At 62.5% G+C, this 23,128-nt stretch carries 27 protein-coding genes and 1 pseudogene; 16 read left to right on the top strand and 12 right to left on the bottom strand.

Annotated features, from left to right (window positions below):
• Positions 1-31 precede the first annotated feature (31 nt).
• Positions 32-676, top strand: a complete 645-nt coding sequence (locus NKJ89_RS13825; RefSeq protein ID WP_352603123.1) for an alpha-ketoglutarate-dependent dioxygenase AlkB family protein — start codon at positions 32-34, stop codon at positions 674-676.
• On the opposite strand, the gene coaA is transcribed toward NKJ89_RS13825, so the two are convergent.
• The 9 genes from coaA to hisB form a co-directional block, all read right to left on the bottom strand.
• A complete protein-coding gene (gene coaA, locus NKJ89_RS13820) occupies positions 663-1,622 on the bottom strand; it encodes a type I pantothenate kinase (RefSeq protein ID WP_023761128.1) in 960 nt (319 codons plus the stop codon). The two genes, NKJ89_RS13825 and coaA, sit on opposite strands and share 14 nt — an antisense overlap.
• Positions 1,623-1,645: 23 nt before the next feature.
• Entirely contained in the window at positions 1,646-1,969 is a 324-nt protein-coding gene (locus NKJ89_RS13815) for a phosphoribosyl-ATP diphosphatase (RefSeq protein ID WP_352603121.1), read from the bottom strand.
• Between the two features lie 74 nt (positions 1,970-2,043).
• Positions 2,044-2,838, bottom strand: a complete 795-nt coding sequence (gene hisF, locus NKJ89_RS13810; protein ID WP_023761126.1) for an imidazole glycerol phosphate synthase subunit HisF — start codon at positions 2,836-2,838, stop codon at positions 2,044-2,046.
• Positions 2,835-3,671 (bottom strand): arginase family protein, encoded by an 837-nt coding sequence (locus NKJ89_RS13805; RefSeq protein WP_352603119.1) that lies wholly within the window; start codon positions 3,669-3,671, stop codon positions 2,835-2,837. Before NKJ89_RS13805 ends, hisF begins: the two co-directional genes overlap by 4 nt.
• Entirely contained in the window at positions 3,668-4,417 is a 750-nt protein-coding gene (gene hisA, locus NKJ89_RS13800) for a 1-(5-phosphoribosyl)-5-[(5-phosphoribosylamino)methylideneamino]imidazole-4-carboxamide isomerase (protein WP_352603117.1), read from the bottom strand. Before hisA ends, NKJ89_RS13805 begins: the two co-directional genes overlap by 4 nt.
• A 4-nt stretch (positions 4,418-4,421) precedes the next feature.
• The gene (locus tag NKJ89_RS13795; RefSeq protein WP_352603115.1) at positions 4,422-4,712 is read right to left on the bottom strand and encodes a DUF1330 domain-containing protein; all 291 of its coding nucleotides are present in this window, start codon (positions 4,710-4,712) and stop codon (positions 4,422-4,424) included.
• Between the two features lie 6 nt (positions 4,713-4,718).
• Positions 4,719-5,369, bottom strand: coding sequence for an imidazole glycerol phosphate synthase subunit HisH (hisH, locus tag NKJ89_RS13790; protein ID WP_352603113.1), 651 nt, complete (start codon positions 5,367-5,369; stop codon positions 4,719-4,721).
• Entirely contained in the window at positions 5,369-5,845 is a 477-nt protein-coding gene (locus NKJ89_RS13785) for a DUF2628 domain-containing protein (RefSeq protein ID WP_352603111.1), read from the bottom strand. The genes hisH and NKJ89_RS13785 overlap by 1 nt, the downstream gene beginning before the upstream one ends.
• A gap of 4 nt (positions 5,846-5,849) precedes the next feature.
• Positions 5,850-6,449 (bottom strand): imidazoleglycerol-phosphate dehydratase HisB, encoded by a 600-nt coding sequence (hisB, locus tag NKJ89_RS13780; protein ID WP_352603109.1) that lies wholly within the window; start codon positions 6,447-6,449, stop codon positions 5,850-5,852.
• Positions 6,450-6,662: 213 nt separating this feature from the next.
• Between hisB and hslV the strand changes: the two genes are divergently transcribed.
• The 7 genes from hslV to NKJ89_RS13745 all read left to right on the top strand — a co-directional run bounded on the left by hslV (position 6,663) and on the right by NKJ89_RS13745 (position 12,089).
• Positions 6,663-7,214 carry an ATP-dependent protease subunit HslV gene (gene hslV, locus NKJ89_RS13775; RefSeq protein ID WP_023761119.1) on the top strand — a complete coding sequence of 184 codons (552 nt, stop codon included), beginning with the start codon at positions 6,663-6,665 and terminating at the stop codon, positions 7,212-7,214.
• Between the two features lie 53 nt (positions 7,215-7,267).
• Positions 7,268-7,780, top strand: coding sequence for a GNAT family N-acetyltransferase (locus tag NKJ89_RS13770; RefSeq protein WP_352603107.1), 513 nt, complete (start codon positions 7,268-7,270; stop codon positions 7,778-7,780).
• Positions 7,777-8,451: a hypothetical protein gene (locus tag NKJ89_RS13765; protein ID WP_352603105.1), complete on the top strand. Its 675-nt coding sequence runs from the start codon at positions 7,777-7,779 to the stop codon at positions 8,449-8,451. Before NKJ89_RS13770 ends, NKJ89_RS13765 begins: the two co-directional genes overlap by 4 nt.
• A complete protein-coding gene (locus NKJ89_RS13760) occupies positions 8,442-8,927 on the top strand; it encodes a hypothetical protein (RefSeq protein WP_352603103.1) in 486 nt (161 codons plus the stop codon). Before NKJ89_RS13765 ends, NKJ89_RS13760 begins: the two co-directional genes overlap by 10 nt.
• Before the next feature lie 49 nt (positions 8,928-8,976).
• Positions 8,977-9,576 carry a DUF2585 domain-containing protein gene (locus NKJ89_RS13755; protein ID WP_352603101.1) on the top strand — a complete coding sequence of 200 codons (600 nt, stop codon included), beginning with the start codon at positions 8,977-8,979 and terminating at the stop codon, positions 9,574-9,576.
• Positions 9,577-9,580: 4 nt separating this feature from the next.
• Positions 9,581-10,894, top strand: a complete 1,314-nt coding sequence (gene hslU / locus NKJ89_RS13750) for an ATP-dependent protease ATPase subunit HslU (protein ID WP_352603099.1) — start codon at positions 9,581-9,583, stop codon at positions 10,892-10,894.
• A 235-nt stretch (positions 10,895-11,129) separates the two neighbouring features.
• Complete coding sequence (locus NKJ89_RS13745) at positions 11,130-12,089, top strand: DUF1402 family protein (protein WP_502904129.1); 960 nt, start codon at positions 11,130-11,132, stop codon at positions 12,087-12,089.
• 44 nt (positions 12,090-12,133) lie between these two features.
• On the opposite strand, the gene NKJ89_RS13740 is transcribed toward NKJ89_RS13745, so the two are convergent.
• Genes NKJ89_RS13740 through NKJ89_RS13730 form a run of 3 tightly spaced genes read right to left on the bottom strand, consistent with a single transcriptional unit; the run spans position 12,134 to position 14,827 of the window.
• Complete coding sequence (locus NKJ89_RS13740; RefSeq protein WP_352603097.1) at positions 12,134-13,372, bottom strand: NAD(P)/FAD-dependent oxidoreductase; 1,239 nt, start codon at positions 13,370-13,372, stop codon at positions 12,134-12,136.
• Positions 13,369-13,683 carry a MocE family 2Fe-2S type ferredoxin gene (locus NKJ89_RS13735; protein WP_352603095.1) on the bottom strand — a complete coding sequence of 105 codons (315 nt, stop codon included), beginning with the start codon at positions 13,681-13,683 and terminating at the stop codon, positions 13,369-13,371. The genes NKJ89_RS13740 and NKJ89_RS13735 overlap by 4 nt, the downstream gene beginning before the upstream one ends.
• 52 nt (positions 13,684-13,735) lie before the next feature.
• Complete coding sequence (locus NKJ89_RS13730) at positions 13,736-14,827, bottom strand: fatty acid desaturase family protein (protein ID WP_352603093.1); 1,092 nt, start codon at positions 14,825-14,827, stop codon at positions 13,736-13,738.
• A 168-nt stretch (positions 14,828-14,995) separates the two neighbouring features.
• On the opposite strand from NKJ89_RS13730, the gene NKJ89_RS13725 reads away from it, so the two are divergent.
• From NKJ89_RS13725 to NKJ89_RS13690, 8 genes and pseudogenes are all read left to right on the top strand, one after another.
• Entirely contained in the window at positions 14,996-16,027 is a 1,032-nt protein-coding gene (locus tag NKJ89_RS13725) for a LacI family DNA-binding transcriptional regulator (RefSeq protein ID WP_023761110.1), read from the top strand.
• Between the two features lie 295 nt (positions 16,028-16,322).
• Positions 16,323-17,264: a sugar ABC transporter substrate-binding protein gene (locus tag NKJ89_RS13720; protein ID WP_023761108.1), complete on the top strand. Its 942-nt coding sequence runs from the start codon at positions 16,323-16,325 to the stop codon at positions 17,262-17,264.
• 101 nt (positions 17,265-17,365) lie between these two features.
• Complete coding sequence (locus NKJ89_RS13715; RefSeq protein WP_352603091.1) at positions 17,366-18,442, top strand: ABC transporter permease; 1,077 nt, start codon at positions 17,366-17,368, stop codon at positions 18,440-18,442.
• Positions 18,443-18,444: 2 nt separating this feature from the next.
• Positions 18,445-19,212, top strand: a complete 768-nt coding sequence (locus NKJ89_RS13710) for an ATP-binding cassette domain-containing protein (RefSeq protein ID WP_023761106.1) — start codon at positions 18,445-18,447, stop codon at positions 19,210-19,212.
• Between the two features lie 172 nt (positions 19,213-19,384).
• Positions 19,385-20,380, top strand: a complete 996-nt coding sequence (iolG, locus tag NKJ89_RS13705; protein ID WP_352603089.1) for an inositol 2-dehydrogenase — start codon at positions 19,385-19,387, stop codon at positions 20,378-20,380.
• 36 nt (positions 20,381-20,416) lie between these two features.
• Positions 20,417-21,211, top strand: coding sequence for an SDR family oxidoreductase (locus NKJ89_RS13700; RefSeq protein ID WP_352603087.1), 795 nt, complete (start codon positions 20,417-20,419; stop codon positions 21,209-21,211).
• Between the two features lie 91 nt (positions 21,212-21,302).
• Positions 21,303-21,555, top strand: a pseudogene (locus tag NKJ89_RS13695) (type II toxin-antitoxin system prevent-host-death family antitoxin).
• A gap of 237 nt (positions 21,556-21,792) precedes the next feature.
• Positions 21,793-22,884, top strand: coding sequence for a 3-deoxy-7-phosphoheptulonate synthase (locus NKJ89_RS13690; protein WP_352603085.1), 1,092 nt, complete (start codon positions 21,793-21,795; stop codon positions 22,882-22,884).
• Positions 22,885-23,128 lie beyond the last annotated feature (244 nt).

Here is a 23,128-nt window from a genome sequence, read left to right as displayed (position 1 = left end):
CTTTTGACGAACGGATCTAGCGACCAAGCCTATGCTCGTCCTGCCCAAAGGCGTCCGCCACATGCCGGCTTACCTGTCACGCAGCGTGCAGGAAGCGCTGGTCGATGAGGTGAGAAGCGTCGTGCAGCAGGCGCCGCTGTTCGTGCCGGCGATGCCGCGCACCGGCAAGGAGATGAGTGTGCGCATGACCAATTGCGGCCCGCTCGGCTGGGTCACGGACAAGGAGCAAGGCTACCGCTACCAGCCGACGCATCCAGTGACCGGGGCGCCATGGCCGCCAATCCCGAATAGCCTGCTCGAGCTGTGGCGGCAGGTCTCGGGCTATCCGCATCCGCCGGAAGCGTGCCTGGTCAATTTCTACACGCCAGAGGCAAAGATGGGCCTGCACCAGGACCGCGACGAGGCCGATTTTTCGGCGCCGGTGGTTTCCGTCTCGCTCGGCGACGATTGCCTGTTCAGGGTTGGCCAAGTGACGCGCGAGGGGGCGACGCGCGAGGGCGGCACAAAGTCGTTTCGACTGAAAAGCGGCGATGTCGTGGTGCTCGGCGGCGAAGGCCGCCTGTGCTTCCACGGCGTCGACCGGATCTATCCCTCGACTTCGGCGCTGCTGAAAAATGGCGGCCGCATCAATCTGACGCTGCGACGGGTGACGAAGCCGGCCGTCACAGCTTCCTGAGCGCCACTTCCTCGACCCGGTGATCGGCGCCCTTGCGCAGGATGAGGTCGGCGCGGGCTCGCGTCGGCAGGATGTTCTCGCGCAGGTTCTTCAGGTTGATGTTGGTCCACAGACCTTCGGCGATGGCGCGCGCCGAACCCTCCGAGAGCTGCGAATAGCGGTGAAAGAAGGACTCCGGGTTGCGGAAAGCGGTCTCACGCAGCCGCATGAAGCGGGAGATGTACCAATTGTGGATCAGCTTCTCGTCGGCATCGATATAGATGGCGAAGTCGAAGAAATCCGACAGGAAGGGCACGATCTTGCCGTCCTGGGGCAGCTTGCCGGGCTGCAGGACATTGATGCCTTCGAAGATCAGGATGTCGGGCCGGTCGATGGTGACGAACTCGCCGGGAATGACGTCATAGGTCAGGTGCGAATAGACCGGCGCGCGGACATCGGGCAGCGCGGACTTAATGCCCGAGAGGAAGCGCAGCAGAGCGCCGACATCGTAGCTGTCTGGAAAACCCTTGCGTTCCATCAGGTTCTCGCGGCGCAGGACCTCGTTGGGCAGCAGGAAGCCGTCGGTGGTGATGAGGTCGACCTTGGGGCTCGACGGCCAACGCGCCAACAGCTCCTTCAACACGCGCGCGGTGGTCGATTTGCCGACCGCGACGGAACCGGCAATGCCGATGATGAAAGGCGTCTTGACGATGTCCACCGCGTTGAAAAAGGCCTGGCGTTGCCTGAACAGCAGCTGGCTCGCCTCGACATGCGCGGACAAAAGCCGCGACAGCGACAGATAGATGCGCTTGACCTCTTCGAGGTCGATCGGGTCGTTGAGCGAGCGCAGGCGGCGGAATTCGTCCGCGCTTAGCGTCAATGGCGTGTCGGCGCGGAATTGCGACCATTGCTCGGCCGAGAAGAAACGAAAGGGTGAATATTTCTCGGTTGGCGCGAGCTGATCCATCGAGATGCCTGCCCTCCTCGCGGTCAGCCCTTGGGCCGTGACGCCTTCTCGGCGATGCCCGAATGCCCGGTGCGGCGTTCGAGTTCCCTAAGCACGTCGCTCAGCGAAACCCCGGAGAGGCCGAGAACGACGAGCCAATGATATACAAGATCGGCGCTTTCCGAAATGAGGGCCTGTTTATCGCCCTTGACGGCGGCAATGACGGTCTCGACCGCTTCTTCACCAAGCTTCTGCGCCGCCTTGTCGATGCCGCGCGCAAACAGGTTTGCAGTCCAGGAGTCCGGATCACCGGAATGGGCGCGTTCCCCGACGATTTTTTCCAGGTCGGATAGCGAAAACTCGGTCATGACCGTTCATCTATCTGCTTGTTTCAGCATGATCTTTTTGCCGAAAACCGGTTCCCACTTTTCGGGATCATGCTTTAGGACCGATTGCCAAGCGAGTCCAGCCGCATCGGCAGCCCCGCAGCGGCCATATGCGCCTTGGCCTGCGCTATCGTGTAGGTGCCGAAATGGAAGATGGAGGCCGCCAGCACCGCGCCGGCATGCCCATCGCGAATGCCTTCGACCATGTGATCGAGCGTGCCGACACCGCCGGAAGCGATGACCGGCGCCCGCACCGCGTCGGCAATGGCGCGGGTCAGCGCGATGTCGTAGCCGGCCTTGGTGCCGTCCCGATCCATCGAGGTCAGCAGGATCTCGCCGGCGCCGCGATCGACCATTTTTCGCGCGAACTCGACCGCATCGATGCCGGTCTTCTCTCGCCCGCCATGGGTGAAGATCTCCCAGCGATCGGCCTCGCCGGCGCCCGACACTTTCTTGGCATCGATGGCGACGACGATGCACTGGTTGCCGAACTTGTCGGCCGCCTCGGCGACGAAATCCGGGTTCTTCACCGCCGCCGTGTTGATCGACACCTTGTCGGCGCCGGCCAGCAGCAGCTTCCTGATATCGGCGACCTGGCGCACGCCGCCGCCGACGGTCAGCGGCATGAAGCATTGTTCGGCGGTGCGTGCGATGACGTCGAAGATGGTCTCGCGATTATCCGACGAAGCGGTGATGTCGAGGAAGCAGAGCTCGTCGGCGCCGGCCGCATCATAGGCCTTGGCAGCCTCGACCGGGTCGCCGGCGTCGATCAGATCGACGAAGTTGACGCCCTTGACGACGCGACCGTTCTTGACATCGAGGCAGGGGATGACACGGGCTTTCAGCATCAGCGGCCCTCTATCGTGGCGATGAGATCGTTGAGCAACTGACCGACCAGCGGCGGGACATCGCCCTGCGCGTCGAAGGCCGGATCATAGGCGGAAACAGTGATGCCGACGACCGGCACCGCAAGTGCGACGGCACAAGCCGCGTCGCGCAACTGTTCCGGGCTCGGCCCGCCGGAACTGACGTAGCGGTTGGCCTGCAGCTGCTGGGGGTCATGCACGTCGAGGTCGAGATGCATGTGCACGCGTCTGGCGCCGGCGACCTTCAGTCTTTCGGTCGCCTGGGCCACTCCCGGACATTCCGTCCGGATGATCGGCAATGTCTCGAGGAGCTGCTTTTCCGCGACATCGAGATCGCGTGCGTTGATGAGCACGCAACATGACGGATCGATCGGCTTGAAGCCGGGAATGGCCGCCGCCATCGGGCGCCAGCACAGGCCCAGAACAGTGGCCAGCGCCATGCCGTCGAGAAAGCCATATATGGATGTCTCGGGCGTGTTGAGGTCACCATGCTGGTCGGCCCAGATGATCGCATCGGCGTCCTCTCCGGCGACCGCGCCAGCGCTGGTCAGGCAGTTTCCGGCAAGAACGATGGGAAACCGACCGGCGTCACGGGCAAGGCGAACCTCGGCGGCAACCGCATTGCAGACGGCAAAGCCGGTGGCGATCTCGCGCTCCTGAATGTCTCCGACCTTGCCGATGTCTTCCACGGCAACATCGTGGCCAGCTATGGTCAGCGCGTCCACGAGACCGCCCGATATCAGCGAATCCGGACCTTGGCCCATGCCGCCATGGTAGTGGCCGCTGTCATAAGAGGCCAGAATGATGGAGATTTTCACGACCGCGTCTCCGCCGCAGGCCGGCCTTTCAGGATCGCCAGCGCCTCGGTCGGATCGATGCGGCCATCATAGAGCGCGCGGCCGGAGATCGCGCCCTCGAGCTTTTTCGCGTCGGGCATGGTCATGCGCACGATGTCCGCGATCGAGGCGAGGCCGCCGGAAGCGATGACCGGGATCGACACGGCGTCGGCGAGGTCGATGGTGGCATCCCAGTTGATGCCGGTCAGAACGCCGTCGCGGTCGATGTCGGTGTAGACGATGGCGGCGACGCCGGCGCCCTCGAACTTCTTCGCCAGTTCGATGACGCCGAGGCTCGACGCCTCGGCCCAGCCTTCAACGGCAACCTTGCCGCCCTTGGCGTCGATGCCGACGGCCACCTGGCCCGGGAATGCCTTGCAAGCCTGCTTGACCAGATCGGGATCGCGCACCGCCACCGTACCGAGGATGACGCGGGCCAGCCCGCGATCGAGCCAGTCCTCGATCTGCGCCAGCGTGCGGATGCCGCCGCCGAGCTGGACCGGATTCTTCGTCGCCTTGAGGATGGCGCCGACCGCCGCACTGTTGACGCTCTGGCCCTGGAAGGCACCATTGAGGTCGACGACATGCAGCCACTCGAAGCCCTGTTGTTCGAAGGCTTTGGCCTGGGCCGCCGGATCGTCATTGTAGATGGTCGCGGTGGCCATGTCGCCGTGCTTGAGGCGCACGCATTGGCCGTCCTTGAGGTCGATGGCTGGGAAAAGGATCATCCGTTCAGGCGCCTTCAACGATGACGAAATGGCCCGATGAGGCGGCAAGCCGAAACTTCGAGGCGTGCTGATATTCCGGCGAATGATAGCATTCGACCGCCTTGTCGTAGGACTCGAACTCGACCAGCACGTGACGGTTGCCGGTCGGTCCTTCGGGGCTCTCGTAACGACCGGCCCGCACCGGGAGTTTCGCGCCGTATTTCGCGAAGGCGACGGCATTCGCCTCGATGTACTGCTTGTACACATCGGGATCGCGGACATCGATCATCGCCATCCAGTAGCCCTTCTTACTCATGGTGTTTCAGGGCCTCCAGCGCAGGAAATTGGTGATCAGCGCCAGGCCCAGCGCCTGGCTCTTTTCAGGATGGAACTGCGTACCGACGAGATTGTCACGGGCGACCGTGGCCGTCACCGGGCCGCCATAGTCAGCGACCGCCAGGACCTCGTCCGCTTGGCGCGCATCAAGATGGTAGGAATGGACGAAATAGGCATGCAGCCCGTCCGGCCCGGTCGGAATGCCGGCAAACAGCGGATGCTGGCGTTTGAGGTCGATCGTGTTCCAGCCGATCTGCGGGATTTTCAGTGCCGGATCGGCCGGCCTGATCTCCTTGACGTCGCCTGATATCCAGCCGAAGCCATTGGTGACAATCTTTTCCAGGCCGCGCTGCGACATCAGTTGCATGCCGACGCAGATGCCCAGGAAAGGCCGGCCCTTGGCAATCGCGACCTCCTCGATCGCCTCCCACATGCCTTCGACGCCATGCAAGCCGGCCGCACAGTCGGCATAGGCGCCGACGCCGGGCAGGACGATGCGATCGGCCGTGCGCACCCTCTCCGCATCGGCGGTCAGGTCGATATCCGCGGATGTGCCGGCTTCCCGCGCGGCACGCTCGAAAGCCTTGGTGGCAGAGCGCAGATTGCCCGAGCCGTAATCGATGATGGCAACCCGCATCAGTGTCTTCCCGGAACATGGGTCAGCCCCAGCGCGATGCCCGGCTGCGATGGCCGCGCCAGGGCAGCGTCCGGGACCATGCGCGGTCCCGGTGCGGGCTGATCGGAACGTGCTTCCGTCTCGAGCGCATAGCGCGTATCGGCGTCATCGAGCCATCCGGCCTCGACCACGCCCCATTCGTGCCAGCCGCGCCGGCGAAGTGCCGATATGCGCAGCCCCTGCCCTTCCAGTCCGACATACAGCGAAACCAGCAACGAGAGCAGCGATGCGGCCGGGCCAAGGCCGAGCTTTTGGCCAAGCATAGAAAGCAGGCCCATGACGACGAAGGCAAGGGCTGCCTCGATCCACAGCCGATGCCAGGCGAACCAGAGCGGCGGCACCAGAAAACCCAGCCAGGTGAAACCGTCGCGGACAAAGGCGGTTGTATCGGCCCTCTCGCTGCGGCCGGGCGGTTCCATGACGACATAGGCGGTCATGACGCTATCCCTTCAAAGATCCCTTGGTGGAGGGTACCGCGTCAGGCTGGCGCGGGTCGCGTTCAAGTGCCATGCGCAGCGCACGCGCCACCGCCTTGAAGCAAGTCTCAGCGATATGGTGGTTGTTGGCGCCATAATGGTTGGTGACATGCAGCGTGATGCCCGCATTCTGCGCCAGCGCCTGGAAGAACTCGCGCACCAGTTCGGTGTCGAAGGTGCCGATCTTCGGCGACGAGAAGGAAACGTTCCAGACCAGGAACGGACGGCCGGACACGTCGATCGCGGCACGCGTCAGCGTCTCGTCCATGGCAAGGTCGATCGATGCATAGCGCATGATGCCGCGCCGTTCGCCGAGCGCCTTGGCCAGCGCCTGGCCGAGTGCGATGCCGGTGTCCTCGACCGTGTGGTGGTCGTCGATGTGCAGGTCGCCCTTGGCCTTGACCGTCATGTCGATCAGCGAGTGGCGGGAAAGCTGGTCCAGCATATGGTCGAAGAAGCCGACGCCCGTCGAAATGTCCGACTTGCCCGAGCCGTCGACATGGACCGATACCGCGATGTCGGTTTCCTTGGTCTTGCGGCTGGCTTCGGCGGAGCGGGGCGACATGACCTTGTCCTTGTCCCAGGGTTTTCACGTGTTCCAAGCCCTTCACCGCTTGAAAACGAGAGCCTTCTAGCAGCATGATCCGGCGATTGCCAGTTGCCATCCGGGTCGGTATCGAGCGGTTTGCAATCATCGGGCCCATGCATACATATGGCCGATCAAGTCACTCGTACCGCGCCAATCGCCTTTTGGGATAGCGCTGCTCGGAGCCGGAAAATGTCGAACGAACTGACCATGCACGCCACGACCATCGTGACGGTGCGCAAAGGCAACAAGGTGGTGATCGCCGGCGACGGCCAGGTCAGCCTTGGCCAGACTATCATGAAGGGCAACGCCAAAAAGGTGCGCCGCATCGGCAAGAGCGGCAATGTGATCGCCGGTTTTGCCGGCGCCACGGCGGACGCCTTCACCCTTCTGGAGCGGCTCGAAGCCAAGCTCGAACAATATCCCGACCAGCTGACGCGCGCCTGCGTCGAACTCGCCAAGGACTGGCGCACCGACCGCTATCTGCGCCGGCTGGAAGCGATGATGCTGGTTGCCGACAAGTCGGTCTCGCTGGCGCTGACCGGCACCGGCGACGTGCTCGAGCCCGAACATGGCGTCATGGCCATCGGTTCTGGCGGCAATTTCGCGCTGGCCGCGGCGCGCGCCCTGATGGACAGCGACAAGGACGCCGAGGAGATCGCCCGCAAGGCGATGCAGATCGCATCCGATATCTGCGTCTACACCAACAACAATTTCGTCATCGAAACGCTCGATGCCGGCTGACCCGGCCGCCGACCATGATCCCGAAAAGTGGAAACCGGTTTTCGGGAAAGATCATGGTTGAACAAGAAGATAGATATGATTTTCGGCCGGTGACCGAGAAAGACCTGCCGATGATCGCCTGCTGGCTCGCCGAGCCGCATGTGGCAGAGTGGTGGGACGATCCCGAAACGGAAATCGCCGAGATTCGCGATCATATCGACTCGATCTCCGTCGAGCCGCTGATTGTCGAACTCCACGGCAAGCCGATCGCCTATCTGCAGAGCTACGACCCGCATCTGGAAGACGACCACCCCTATGCCGACCAGCCATACGGAACGCTCGGCATCGACCTGTCGATCGGCCGGCCGGAGCTGGTCGGGCTCGGCCATGGCTCGGCAATCGTGCGCCAGTTCGTCGAACAGCTGTTAGAGGAAGGCGTGCCGCGCGTCATCATAGACCCGGGTCCCGCCAACGGGCGGGCTATCCGCGCTTATGAAAAGGCTGGCTTTGTTGCCTTTGACACCAGAATATCGGAATACGGGCCAGCATTGATGATGGCGCGCGACGCGCCACAGGAGCCCGATTGATCCGCGCGGAAACACTCGACAAGGCAATCGCCTCGGGTCTGATTTCGCAGACGCTGCGGGATCAACTTGAGGCCATGGAACGCTCGGTCGCGGCTGAGGCCCAGCACGTCAATGATGAGGGTGACGAGGAAAACCTGCGACTGGTCGGCGGCGGCAATGATCTCTTCATCACCGTGGGGACTGTTCTGCTCAACGCCGGTATCTTCTTCGTCCTCATCACCATGCTTCCTGGTCAGACGTTCTGGATTGCGGGCATTCTTGCGGTTTTCGCCTGGGCGCTCGCCGAAATTGTCACGCGTCAGCATCGGATGAAATTGTCTTCTTCCGTGCTTGCCCTGATCTTCACGGTCGCCATCCTGGTCGCGCTGGCACTGCGGGTTGAGGCCAGCTTTGACATCCGCATGCCGGAGACCATCTGGCAGCTATTGGCGTTGCGCCAGACGGCTTCCCGGGCCGGATACCTGTTTCTCGGCGGGGGAATAGCGGCGGCGGCGATCTATTTCTGGCGCTTTCGCGTCCCCGTCCTTGCCGGGGTCATCGCCATCGCCTTCACCCTACTTGCTTTCCTGCAAACGGCGATAGTCCTGTACGACGGCGTGACGACAGGCGCGGTTGGCCAAGCCTCGAGGATGTTCCCGAATTACTCCGCGCGGCACTCTACATGCCGCTGATCTGCGGCCTGATCGTATTCTCGACGGCCGTGGCTTTCGACATCCACGACCGGGATCGACGCAAGATCTGGTCCGATTGTGCGTTCTGGCTGCATGTCGTATCGGCGCCCATGCTGGTGCATCCGCTCTTTATCATGGCAACTGGCCAGAACGTCGCATTCGGACATATCGCGCCCGACGCCAATGCGACCATCATGCTGACGATCCTGATCCTTGGCTTCGTTTATGTTGCGCTCGCCATAGATCGCCGTTCGCTGTTGGTTCCCACATTGGCCTATTTCGGCTCGCTGGGCATCTACTATCTGGTCAACTCCGCCTCCCATTCGACTGGCATTCCACCTTTTGCCTTGATCTTGGTCGTTGTCGGCGCGTTGATCATCCTTTTCGGGGCGGGCTGGCAGCGTATCCGGCGAATTGTCGTCAAGCCCACTTTGCCGGCGGCCGTAATCCGCTGGCTGCCGCCGCTGAAGGCGTAGCGGGCTGTGATGACCGAAGAGCACGACGGGCATGAGGGGGAATGAGGGCATGAAAGCATCCGGCGAGGACAAAAACCTCTCGGCCTACGAAAACAGCTGGCGGATGGGGGTTCTCATCGTGCTCGGGCTGATCATCGTCCAGGCTGTCACGCTCTATTTGATGGGACGGACACCGATCTGCACCTGCGGCTACGTCAAGCTCTGGCATGGCGTCGTGCAGAGTTCGGAGAATTCCCAGCATATTTCCGACTGGTACACGCCATCGCATTTCATCCACGGCTTCCTGTTCTATGCCTTGGCGCGATTCCTGTTTCCGCGCTCACCGATCGGACTGAGGCTGGCATTCGCCGTCCTCATCGAAGGCGGCTGGGAGCTGGTCGAGAACAGCCCTTTCATCATCGACCGCTACCGCGCCGGCACCATCTCGCTCGACTATTACGGCGACAGCATCATCAATTCGGTGTCCGACACACTGGCCATGGTGCTGGGATTTGTGATGGCGCGAACCCTACCTATATGGGTGATCGTCAGTCTCGCCGTCGTTTTCGAATTGGGTACCGGTTATCTGATCCGGGACAATCTGACACTCAACGTGATCATGCTGCTGCATCCGTTAGAGGCCATCAAGCAGTGGCAAAGTGGAATTTAATGATATGACTACATTTTCTCCTCGCGAAATCGTTTCCGAACTCGACCGCTTCATCATCGGCCAGAAGGACGCCAAGCGCGCCGTGGCCATCGCCTTGCGCAACCGCTGGCGCCGCCAGCAGCTGGAAGGCCAGATGCGCGAGGAGGTGATGCCGAAGAACATCCTGATGATCGGGCCGACGGGCGTCGGCAAGACCGAGATTTCGCGCCGCCTGGCGCGGCTGGCCGGTGCGCCTTTCGTCAAGGTCGAGGCGACCAAATTCACCGAAGTCGGTTATGTCGGCCGCGACGTCGAGCAGATCATCCGCGACCTGGTCGAGATCGCCATCGGCCTGGTGCGCGAGAAGATGCGCGAGGACGTCAAGGCGCGCGCCCATATCAATGCCGAGGAACGCGTGCTGGAATCGCTAGTCGGCAAGACGGCGAGCCCGGCCACCCGCGATAGCTTCCGCAAGAAGCTGCGCGACGGTGAGCTCGATGACAAGGAGATCGAGATCGAAGTCGCCGACACCGGCACTGGCGGCATGCCCGGCTTCGAGATTCCCGGCATGCCGGGCGCCAATATCGGCGTGCTCAACATCAACGACATGCTGTCGAAGGCAATGGGCGGCAAGAAGACCAAGTCGCGCAAGACGACGGTCAAGGAATCCTACGAGCTGCTGGTCAACGATGAGTCCGACAAGCTGCTCGACCAGGACGAGGTGGTGCGCCGGGCGCTCGACGCTACGGAGAATGACGGCATCGTCTTCCTCGACGAGATCGACAAGATCGCGTCGCGTGAAGGCGGCATGGGCGCGGGCGTTTCTCGCGAAGGCGTGCAGCGGGACCTGCTGCCGCTGATCGAGGGCACGACGGTGGCGACCAAATACGGACCGTTGAAGACCGACCACATCCTGTTCATCGCCTCCGGTGCGTTCCACGTTTCCAAGCCGTCCGACCTTTTGCCGGAATTGCAGGGCCGACTGCCGATCCGCGTCGAGCTGCGCGCGCTGGAGAAGGACGATTTCGTCCGCATCCTGACCGAGACCGAGGCCAGCCTGATCAAGCAGTATATCGCGCTGATGAAGACCGAAGGCGTCGACCTGACCTTCACCGACGACGCCATCGATTCGCTGGCCGGCATCGCCGTCGACCTCAACGCCAGCGTCGAGAACATCGGCGCAAGGCGGCTGCAGACGGTGATGGAGCGGGTGCTGGATGAAATCTCCTATGACGCGCCGGACCGCAACGGCACCAGCGTCACAATCGACGCCGCCTATGTGGAAAAGCATGTCGGCGATCTGTCGCGAAACACAGATTTGTCGCGATTCATCCTTTAAACGACGGCGCCGGGGTCATTCCGGCGCCGGTCCGGACGACACGGTTCCGGCAAATAGTTTGGGGTGTGGCCAGATGGTACCATCTGGCCATCTTTCGTAGTGCTGGGCGAAGGGGTGCTCTCGACTCGATCAAGAGCTTTGCCTAGTTTGCGCGGCATTCTCGATCTCTTGGTTGACGCAATTCCGGGCGGAAAACCGTTTCACACTTTTCCTGGAATTGCTTGGGCGGCGGCGCATGAAAAAACTGATCCTGCTCATTCTCGGCTTGACGCTGGCGGCGACGCTGTTCGCCACTGAAGCGGCGACATTGGTGCCGGCGGGAAACCGTAATGCCGTACAGCCGGACATTCCCGGCGCTTCAAGCCGGCGCACGCAGGCGACCAACACCACCTTCCAGGCGAAGTACCGCAAGGTCTACGCCCTGCTGCAGAACGACGCCGACCTGCGCGGTAAGATCAAGAAGGCAGCAGCCACCTACGGCATTGATCCTATGCACATCGTCGGCGCCATCGTCGGCGAGCACACCTACAATGTCGACGCCTACGACCGGCTGCAGACTTATTACGTCAAGGCGATCTCTTACCTGTCGAGCAAGCTGTCCTTCGCTTATGACGGCGAGGACGTCACTGATTTCGTGCAGCGGCCGGAATTCAAGAAATGCGCCGGCGTCTCGGACAGCTATGATCTGTGGGAATGCCGTGAGCAGGTGTGGAACCATTCGTTTCGCGGCAAGAGCGTTGGCGGGACAAGCTTTCCAGACGACCGCTTCGGAGCAACCTTCTTCCAGCCCTATTATGCCGGCCAGACCTTCGGCCTCGGCCAGCTCAATCCGCTGACCGCCCTGCAGATGAGCGACCTGGTGCACAGGGTTTCCGGCCTGCCGGAGCTCGATGTCGCCGATCCCAACTCGGTCTACAAGACCATCATGGATCCAGACCTGACGCTGCCTTACGTCGCCGCGACGATCAGGAAATCGATCGATGCCTACAAGAGCATTGCCGGCTTCGATATTTCGGGCAATCCGGGGCTGACCGCCACGCTCTACAATGTCGGCAATCCGGAGCAGCGCGCGCATGCGCTGAAGGCGGAGAACGACAGGCGCCGTGCTGCTGGAGAGCCGGAGAAGCTGCCGGAGGAGAATTACTACGGCTGGCTGGTCAACGACAAGCTGCCGGAGCTGAAGGCGCTGTTCTAGAGAGCCTCAGCCCTCCATTCCTGACTGTCTTCGCCTTCGCAAGCTCACGCCGCCAGCAATGACTTCAGCTTGACGGATTGCGAACCAAGCGCTTGCGATGCCGGTTTCGCCTGCTTGCCGATCAGCATTTCGGCCAGCCTGATGTCGCGAGCGACCGCATTGCCGGGGCCGATGCCACTGGCCGCCACCAGCCTGTCATCTTCGGCCAAATGGAAGAGGATGAAGGCGCCATCGCCGACATCACGGCGCACCGTGCTGCGGCCCTCGTCGGAGAGGCCTGCGATCTGCAGGCTCAGGCCGTACTGATCCGACCAGAACCACGGCACCGCCGCATGCGCCTCGCCGGCACCCAGCATGTTCCTGGCCGCCAGCGCGCCTTGTTCCTGGGCGTTGCGCCAGGCTTCCAGCCGGACGCGGCGGCCGCCATAGACGGCAAGCGGAAACGAGCAGCAATCGCCGGCGGCAAAGATGTCGGGATCATTGCTGCGCAGCTCGGCATCGACAGCGATACCGTTGTCGATCGCCAAGCCGGCTTCGGCCGCAAGCCCGGTCACCGGCACGGCGCCGATGCCGATGACGGCGAGGTCGGCTGATATCTCCTGTCCATCGGCAACCGTGATGCGCACCTCGTTGCCATCGTCGGCGATGGACGCGATGCCGGTCCCGCACAGGATCTTCACGCCTTCGGCGACATGCGCCTCATGGATGATCTCGGCGATTTCGGCCGGCACGCCGCGCATCAGGATGCGCGGCTGCGCCTCGATGACGGTAACCGACGCTGCGAGCTTGCGCGCCGCGGCGGCGAGTTCGAGGCCGATGAAGCCGCCGCCGATGATGGCGATACGATTGCCGGCCTTGAGATGCGCGCGAATGGCGAGTGCATCGGCGAAGGTGCGGAGATAAACGCAGCGCGAACCCAATCCCGGCATCGGCAGCTTGCGCGGCGTCGAACCGGTTGCCAGCAGGAGCTTGTCATAGGGCAGGACTGAGCCGTCCGACAGGCGAACCGCATGCGCGGCGCGATCGATCGCGACTGCCTGGACGGAATGGATATGCCGGATCGACTTCTCGGCCAGAATTGCATCGCTGGCGATTGCCTTGATCTCGGGCGTATCGCTGACCATGGCGTCCTTGGACAGCGGCGGGCGTTCGTAGGGCAGATGCGGCTCGTCGCCGACCAGCGTCACAGGCCCCTCATAACCGAGATCGCGCAGTGCCAACGCTGCTCGCCCACCGCATTCGCCGGCGCCGATGATGACCATTCCCCGCGCCATATCGGTCATCCGACCTGGATCAGGACTTTGCCGGCATCGACCTTGACCGGATAGGTTTTCAGGTTGACGCAGACCGGCGCGCCGCGGGCGTCACCCGTCTTGTAATTGAAGCGGCCATTGTGCTTGGGGCATTCGATGATTTCGTCCATCACCAACCCGTCGGCCAGATGCACCTTTTCATGCGTGCAGAGGCCGTCAGTGGCGAAGAACTCATCATCTGGGCTGCGATAGATGGCGAAGGTGCGTCCGCCATGATCGAAGCGCATCACATCCTCCTCATCGATATCGCCGGTGTCACAGGCCTCGACCCAGTCGCTCATAGATTCCTCCTCAACAATCGGGGCTCGCCTGGAAATCCGGACGACCGAGCGATCATTCCGCAGCAGCCGCGACGGCATCGTTGTGGAATTCCTCGCGGTATGGCCTGGCGGTCGGCGGCAGCTCGCGCTTGAGGAAATAGTCCTCGTTGCGCAATTGGCGCAGGAAGACCGGGATCATCTCGCGGTAGCCGGCCAGGATCGACGGTGTCGGCGCCGGCAGATCGTGCTTGATCAGTTCGTGCAGCTTCGGCAGCGCATGATAGGGCACCATCGGGAACATGTGATGCTCGACATGGTAGTTCATGTTCCAGTAGATGAAGCGGCTGATCGGGTTCATGTAGACGGTGCGGCTGTTGAGCCGGTGGTCGGTGACATTGTCGGCCAGGCCGCCATGCTGCAGAAGGCCGACCATGACGTGATGCCAGGCCCCATAGAGCCTGGGCAGGCCGATCAGCATCAGCGGCAGAAACGAGCCGGTGTAGAGCGCCAACACAATGGTCGTGGCATAGATCGCCGTCCAGATACGGGCGACGCGGATCGCCCTTGACTGCTCCTGCTCGGGAATGAAGGTCTTTTCCGCGGCGCTGATGTTGCCGGCGGCGTTGCGCAGCATGTCGCTCATCGCATGCCAGGCGTCGAGCACACCGACGAACCCCAGGACGACGCGGACCAGGTCCGGCGGTCGCATGACCGAGATTTCCGGATCGCGGCCGACGATGATGGTGTCGGTATGATGGCGCGTGTGGCTCCATCGCCAGGTCACCGGATTGCGCATGATCATGAAGCAGGCGATCTGATAGACCGCATCATTCATCCACTGCGTCCGGAACGCGGTGCCATGGCCGCACTCGTGCCAGCGTGAATCCGTCGAGGAGCCGTAGAGAACGCCGTAGACGAAGAAGAACGGCACGCACCACCATGTGCCCCAGAACCAGGCACCGCCGGCGCCGCTGACGATCAGGGCAGCGAGCCAGATGATGGTATCGCGGATCGCCGGCCCGTCGGAGCGCTGCATCAGCTCCTTTATCTGCTTGCGCGGAATCTCGGTGTGATACCATTCGGCCGCCGACAGGCCTGTCTCGACGGCGAGCTTGGCGTCGCGGCCGATCAGGCTGTAGTCACGCCGGGACGGCGCAGCATGCATGGTTGCCTCCCTCGGCGAGGCACTCGTCGGAACGAATGCCCGAAATCCATTTGGCTTCGAGCCTGAAAAATAGTGCCAGATCATGATAGACTCAACATCATAAAGATAGTTTCTATCATTTCCCATCAGAATGGTGTAGGAAGCCTCAGGCGATCCAATGAGGCAAGCATGGCGAAACGGCCCACCATCACCGATCTGGCGCGCGTCTCGGGCGTCAGTGTCGCCACCGTCGACCGCGTGCTGAACAACCGGCTGCCGGTGCGCGAGGAGACCGCGCGCCGCGTCTACGAGGCCGCTACCGATATCGGCTATCACGCCGCCGGACTTATCAAGCAGCGCATGCGCCAGGAATTGCCGGAATACCGGCTGGGCTTCCTGCTGCTGCGGGGCAATGATGCCTTCTACGGTGACTTCGCGCGGGAACTCGAACTGGCCATCTCGCAATCGCAGCGCTTCCGTGGCGTTGCGACCATCGACTTCGCCAGTTCCCTGGCTCCCGACGAGATCGCATCCCAGATGCGCAGGCTGGCGGCAAAATCGCGGGCTATCGCCGTTGTCGGCCCGGACCATCCGACCCTGACAGCGGTCGTGGAAACCTTGAAGGCGAGAGGCCAGCCGGTCTTTTCGGTGCTGTCCGACTTTGCCGCCGGCATCCGGGAGGGCTATATCGGCCTCGACAACCGCAAGGTCGGGCGCACCGCCGCATGGATGATCTCCAAGGCAGCGAAGGAACCCGGCAAGGTCGCCCTCTTCGTCGGCAGCCACCGCTTCCACGGCCACGAGCTGCGCGAGATCGGCTTTCGCTCCTTCTTCCGCGAGCATGCGCCGGACTTCAGCGTGCTTGAAACGCTGGTCAATCTGGAAGCCAACCAGGTGACCCATGATGCGATGATCGATCTTCTGGCGTGTTATCCGGATCTTGTCGGCTGCTACGTCGCCGGCGGGGGCATGGAAGGTGCGGTGTCGGCGCTGCGCGCAGCAAAGCCCGCGAACATGCCGGTGGTCGTTTGCAACGAGATCAACGCCGAATCGCGCGCGGCCCTCGCCGACAACATCCTCACCATGGTGATCTCGACGCCGCTCGCCGCTCTATGTCGTGAGCTTGTCGACCTGATGGCGCATGCCATCGAAACCGGCGCCGCCAACGCTCCAGGCCAGACCTTCCTGCCCTTTGACATCTATCTGCCGGAAAACATCTAGCTGCCGCCGCGCGAGCCGCCGAGGCAAATGATAGAATCCATCAGGGCGATGCGCAAATAGGCCCGCAGGCCGCTGAATTGCCCTTGACGCCCCGATGTGAAATGGAATAAATATTTCATCAGCTACGTATTTTGGTCCTTTCGTTCCGGACATCTGTTTCAAAACTGGGAGCCTGGCGTTCCCCTAGGAAAACGCCATCCGGAACAGAAAAGGCCGTGGGAGAGATTCCCCGGGGAGATCGGGGATTCCGGATAAATCGGTGAAACCGGACACCAATATGTGGAGGAGAAACACAATGAAGAAACTGCTTTTGGGCGTCGCCTTCGCGGCGCTGATGAGTTCATCTGCCATGGCCGCCAAGGTCGGCGTGTCGATGGCCAAGTTCGACGACAACTTCCTGACCGTGCTGCGCAACGGCATGATCGCTCAGGCCAAGGGCATGAGCGGCGTCGAGCTGCAGGTCGAAGACGCGCAGAACGACGTTGCCAAGCAGCTCGACCAGATCAAGAACTTCGCCGCCTCGGGCGTCGACGCGATCATCGTCAATCCGGTCGACACCTCGGCCACGCAGGCGATGTCGGATGCCGCGGCGGCCGCCAAGATCCCGCTGGTCTACGTCAACCGTGAGCCGGTCAATGTCGACACGCTGCCCGACAACCAGGCCTTCGTCGCCTCGAACGAGGCCGATTCCGGCACTCTCGAGACCAAGGAAGTCTGCCGCTTGTTCAAGGAAGCCGGCAAGAAGGAAGCCAACGTCTACGTGATCATGGGCGAGCTCTCCAACCAGGCCGCCGTGCAGCGCACCAAGGATATCGAAGAGGTGATCGCGACGCCGGATTGCAACTTCATCAAGATCATCGACAAGCAGACGTCGAACTGGAACCGCGACGAGGCGCAGAACCTGATGACCAACTGGCTGTCGACCGGCAAGCCATTCGACGGCGTCATCGCCAACAATGACGAAAGCGCGATCGGCGCCATCCAGGCGATGAAAGCCGCCAACATCGACATGAAGTCGGTTGTCGTCGGCGGCGTCGACGCCACCCAGGACGCGCTTGCCGCCATGCAGGCGGGCGACCTCGACGCAACCGTGTTCCAGGACGCGGCCGGCCAGGGCGCCGGTGCGCTGGATGCGGCGCTCAAGCTCTCCAAGGGCGAAAAGGTCGAACACAAGGTCTACGTCCCCTTCCAACTGGTGACGCCGGCGAACATCGACAAGTTCCTGAAGAAGAACTGAGCAGCGGACATGCGGAGCGGCGCTCTCACTGCGCCGCTCCTCTTCCCCTCAGCGCCGGCAAGGCAGCAAGGGGAGAACTGCGGCTGACGGAGGAAAGAACGATGGCACAGACATCTCATGGCGTCGGCGGCCTCACCTATGATGCGAAGAAGCGCGCATGGCCCGCCGAACTCAACGTCTTCCTGGCGCTCGTCATTCTTGTTGTCGTCTTCGAATTGATCGGCCGGCTCTTTCTTGGCGACAGCTTCCTGTTCAACACCCGCAGCGACGTCAGCGCGATCTTCAACGAAGCCCGGCTGCAGATCATCATCCTGCAGGTGTCGATCGTCGGCATCATCGCCATCGGCGTGACGCAGGTGATCATCACCGGCGGCATCGACCTGTCCTCGGGTTCGATCGTCGGCGCGACGGCGATGATTGCCATGAGTTTTGCCCAGGTGGCGACCGTCAACGGCAATCCCAACCCCAAGGCGATGTTCCTCGCGCAGGGCTGGACCGACCTGCCGGTGATCGTGCCGGTGCTGGTCGCGATCGGCTGCGGCCTGTTTGCCGGCCTGATCAACGGCGCCTTGATCGCCTACACGCGCATTCCGCCGTTCATCGCCACGCTCGGCATGATGGTGACCGCGCGCGGCATCGCCAAATGGTGGTCCAAGGGCCAGCCGATCTCGTTTCCCACCGAGAGTTTCGCGGCGATCGGCAAGGGCCTGATGCCTGTCATCATCTTCCTGTCTCTGGCGGTGCTGTTCCAGCTGATCATGACCTACACCAGGTACGGCAAGCATTGTTACGCGATCGGCTCCAATGAGGACGCCGCGCGCATGTCCGGCATCAAGATCGCCAACCACAAGATCCTGGTCTACGTCATCGCCGGCGTGCTCGCCGCGCTCGCCGCCGTGGTGCTGAGCTCCAAGAACCTCACCGCACAGTCCGGCATGGGAGTGATGTACGAACTCGACGCCATCGCCATGGCGGTCATCGGCGGCGTCTCTTTGTCGGGCGGCCGCGGCTCGATCATCGGCACGGTAATAGGCTCGCTGATCTTCGGCGTCATCATCTCCGGCTTTACCTTCCTGCGCCTCGACGCCTACTACCAGGAAATGGTCAAGGGCGTGATCATCGTCGGTGCTGTCGTTCTCGACCAGTGGCGCCAACGCCTGCGGGCAATGAGGGCTTGATCATGTCAGACATCGTCCTGAAGACCGAAAACCTGACCAAGCGCTACGGCGGCGTGCATGCGCTCGAAGGCGCTAACTTCGAACTACGCAAGGGCGAGCATGTCGCCATCATGGGTGATAACGGCGCCGGCAAGTCGACCTTCGTGCGCCAGATCACCGGTGTCGAGCAGCGCACCAGCGGCCAGATCTGGTTCGACGGCAAGGAAGTGAATTTCACCGGGCCGATCGAGGCGCGCGAGGCGGGCATCGAGACGGTGTTCCAGAACCTGGCGCTGGCCGACGACCTCGACGTGCCGTCGAACCTGTTCCTCGGCCGCGAAAAGGTGCTGTTCAATCTCGGCCCGTTCTCGATCCTCGACCGCAAATACATGCGCAAGGCGACCGAGGCCGCACTTGTCCGCACGGCGGTGAAGATCCCCAATTTGTCCAACACCATCCGCCATATGTCGGGCGGCCAGCGCCAGTGCGTGGCGATCGCCCGGACCGCGACCTTCGCTTCAAAACTGATCATCATGGACGAACCGACGGCCGCACTTGGCGTGCAGGAGACGGCGCAGGTCGAAAACATCGTCCGTACGCTGAAGGACAATGGCGAGCCGCTGATCCTGATCAGCCACAACATGCGCCAGGTGTTCGATCTTTGCGACCGCATCGTCGTATTCCGGCGCGGCCGCATCGTCGCCAATTTGCGCAAGGAGAACACCGACGGAAACGATATCGTCTCCTACATCACCGGCGCCAAGACCGGGGAGGCAGAGCTCGCGGCCTAAACAGGGTGATCACCCGGTTTAGGCACAATCTGGCGCGTTGAGCAATTCCGGGAAAAGTGTGACACGGTTTTCCGGTCGGAATTGCGCCAAAACAAAAAATACGCCTGCTACCCTTCCTGACAGGAAGGGTGGAGACACCACTCTCTCGAACCCATCCCCAGAGGAAATTTCCATGACTCTCCGCTTCGCCCTCCTCGGTGCCGGCCGCATCGGCAAGGTCCACGCCCGCGCCGTCGGCTCCAATCCGCAGGCCAAACTGGTTGCCGTGGCCGACGCGTTCGAGAAGGCGGCGACCGAGTTGGCGAGCGCCTATGGCGCCGAAGTGCGCACAATCGACGCCATCGAGAAATCCAAGGACATTGACGCCGTCGTCATCTGCACGCCGACCGATACCCATGCCGACCTGATCGAGCGTTTCGCCAAGGCCGGCAAGGCGATTTTCTGCGAGAAGCCGATCGATTTGAACGCCGAGCGGGTCGAGAAATGCCTGGCGGTGGTCGACAAGACAAAGGCGACGCTGATGGTCGGCTTCAACAGGCGCTTCGATCCGCATTTCGCCGCCGTGCGCAAGGCGATCGACGACGGCGCCATCGGCACCGTCGAGATGGTCACCATCACCTCGCGCGATCCGGGTGCGCCGCCGATCGATTACATCAAGCGCTCGGGTGGCATTTTTCGCGACATGACCATCCATGATTTCGACATGGCGCGCTTCCTGCTCGGCGAGGAGCCGGTGGCGGTCAGCGCGCATGCCTCGGTGCTGGTCGACAAGAAGATCGGTGAGGCCGGCGATTTCGACAGCGTCAGCGTCATCCTCGAAACCGCATCCGGCAAGCAGGCCGTCATCTCCAACTCGCGCCGCGCCACTTATGGCTACGACCAGCGCATCGAGGTGCACGGCTCGAAAGGCATGATCGCGGCCGAGAACCAGCGCCCGGTGTCGATCGAACTGGCCAACGAGAAGGGCTATACGCGCCCGCCGTTGCACGACTTCTTCATGACCCGCTATCTCGACGCCTATGCCAATGAGATCGCTGCCTTCATTGCGGCGGCGACGTCGGGCAAGAAGGCGGCGCCAAGCGGCGCGGATGGCCTCGTGGCACTGAAGCTGGCGGACGCAGCACTAAAGTCCGCGACATCGGGCAAGACCGTCCGCCTCGACAAGTAAGAACCGGATTTCGGACCCCAGACAAGGAGCATCGCGATGAGCGCATCAGCCGATCGCAATTCACAGACACGCGCCATCGTCACCGGTGGTGCGCAAGGCATAGGCTTTGCCGTTGCCGAGGCGCTGGCCGACGAGGGCTGCCGGGCGCTTGCGCTCATCGGCCGCTCGCAGGAGAAGGGCGACAAGGCCGTTGCCCATTTCAGGAAACTGGGTGTCGACGCCATCTTCATCAGCGCCGACGTCTCGAAGGTCGCCGACTGCAAGCGCGCGGTCGCCACCGCGATCTCGCATTTCGGCACCGTCAACGCCCTGGTCAACGCCGCCGCCACATCGGCGCGCGGTTCGCTGGTCGAGACTTCGGAGGAGCTTTTCGACCAGATCTTCGACACCAATGTGCGCGGCCCGTTTTTCCTGATGCAGGGCCTGGTGGCGCATCTGCTCGATCGCAAGGCGCCTGGCTCGATCGTCAATGTGCTGTCTATGTCGGCGCATTGCGGGCAGTCTTTCCTGACGCCCTATTCCACGAGCAAGGGCGCGCTGATGACGCTGACCAAGAATGTCGCCAACGCGTATCGACACAATCGCATCCGCAGCAACGCTGTGCTGCCCGGCTGGATGGACACCGAGGGTGAGGATATCGTCCAGAAGAAATGGCACGACGCGCCGGACGACTGGCTGGCAAAGGCCGAAGCCGCGCAGCCGATGGGGCAGTTGGTGAAGCCGGACCAGCTGGCGCGGCTGATCAGCTACATGGTGAGCCCGCAATCGGGCGTCATGACCGGATCGCTGGTCGACTATGACCAGGGCGTTGCAGGGTCGGCGCCGGAATAGCGCCGGCAAGTCCAGCGGAAACGCCCGTCACCCGCGCCCTGTTGCCGACGCATCGCCATTCCATGTAGTCAGGATGGTCACGGAGGTCGAGATGCAATCTGCACCCAAAGAGGGTACCAACTGGACGGTCGCCGGAGCAAAGGCCCGGCTCTCGGAGGTTATCGCGCGCGCAGTCTTCACCGCAGACGATCACCAGAAACGGCAAACCAAGCGTGGTTGTCGTCTCGGCCGAGGAATGGCATCGCAAGACCGCGCGCAAGGTCACGCTTGCTGAGTTCCTGCAGGGCTCGCCGCTGCGCGGCGCCGATCTTGACCTTGAGCGCCGGCGCGACGAACCCGCGTGATCTGCCGTTGTGAGGCTGCTGCTCGGTTGCCATCGGGGCACGTGACAAACACTTCCGCTTCGACTATATGAGCTTCATGATCAACCTGACCGCCACGTATTGGTACTTTAGGAGCTCGCTGGCGGCGGGAGGATTGCGCTCGATCTGAAGATTGCAGCAACAAGATCCAAACAGCCGCCCATACCTGGCGGCTTTTTTGTTTCAGCCGGCAGGTTCCCCAAACAGGAGCAGAAAGCCGTGTTGACCACCACAGATGATCTTCGGGTCAAGGAAATCCGAGAGCTGAGTACACCCGACCAGGTGATGCGGGAGATACCGCGCACGCTGACGGCGACGCGCACCGTCAGCGCTTCACGCAACGCCATCCACGCCATCTTGAACGGCACCGACGATCGGCTGCTCGTCATCGTCGGCCCGTGTTCGATCCACGATCCGGTCGCCGCCGTGGACTATGCCAGCCGTCTGGCAGCGCTGCGCGAAAGCCTGTCGGACCGGCTGGAGATCGTGATGCGGGTCTATTTCGAAAAGCCGCGAACGACGGTCGGCTGGAAAGGCCTGATCAACGATCCCGATCTCGACGGCAGCTTCAACATCGACAAAGGGCTGCGGATGGCGCGCAACGTGCTCTCCGCCGTCAACAATCTCGGCCTGCCGGCTGCGACCGAATTCCTCGACATGACCACACCGCAATACATCGCCGACCTCGTCGCCTGGGGTGCCATCGGCGCGCGCACCACCGAGAGCCAGATCCACCGCGAGCTGGCATCGGGCCTGTCCTGCCCGGTCGGCTTCAAGAACGGCACCGACGGCAATCTGCGGATCGCCGCCGAGGCGGTGAAATCCGCCGCCCAGCCGCATCATTTCATGGCGGTGACCAAGGGCGGCCGCAGCGGCATCGCGACGACCACCGGCAACGAGGACTGCCACGTCATTCTGCGCGGCGGCGTCCAGCCGAATTATGACGCGGCGAGCGTCGAAGCTGCCTCTGCGGAACTCGCCCGCATCGGTGTCGCGCCCCGTCTGATGATCGATGTCAGCCATGCCAACTCAGCCAAGAAGCCCGAGAACCAGCCCAAGGTGGCGGCTGATGTCGCCGGCCAGGTCGCTTCGGGCGACGAGCGCATTATCGGCGTCATGATCGAGAGCAACCTCGTCGCCGGCCGGCAGGACGTGGTGGCGGGCAAGCAGCTCGTCTACGGCCAGAGCATCACCGATGGCTGCATCGACTGGGCGACCACCGAGACGGTGCTGCACGGCCTTGCCGGCGCCGTCGAGTGGCGCCGCTCGGTGCGCCGCGCCATGATCGACAGCCGCCAGGGAGCCGCCTAAGCCACTATTGCCGGCCTTTGCCCGGCACGGACCTCCACCCCTAACCCCTCCCCACAAGGGGGAGGGAGACTCCAGTCGGCGCTGACAACGGCAAACTGCCAACGTTCAGGCGCCAAAAGGATCGAATTGGAGTGCGCGGCAGCGTTCCCTCCCCCTTGTGGGCAGGGGAATCGCACATGAGTACAAAGGGACTCTTGTGTGGTGTGCGGAAATCGATTCTGAAAGGACCTCTGGATGATCGGAG

The organism is Mesorhizobium sp. M0047, from assembly GCF_040323315.1.
Taxonomy (GTDB): domain Bacteria; phylum Pseudomonadota; class Alphaproteobacteria; order Rhizobiales; family Rhizobiaceae; genus Mesorhizobium.
The sequence above is the reverse complement of the archived record's forward strand: the minus strand, read 5'-3'. Positions and strand labels throughout refer to the sequence as shown.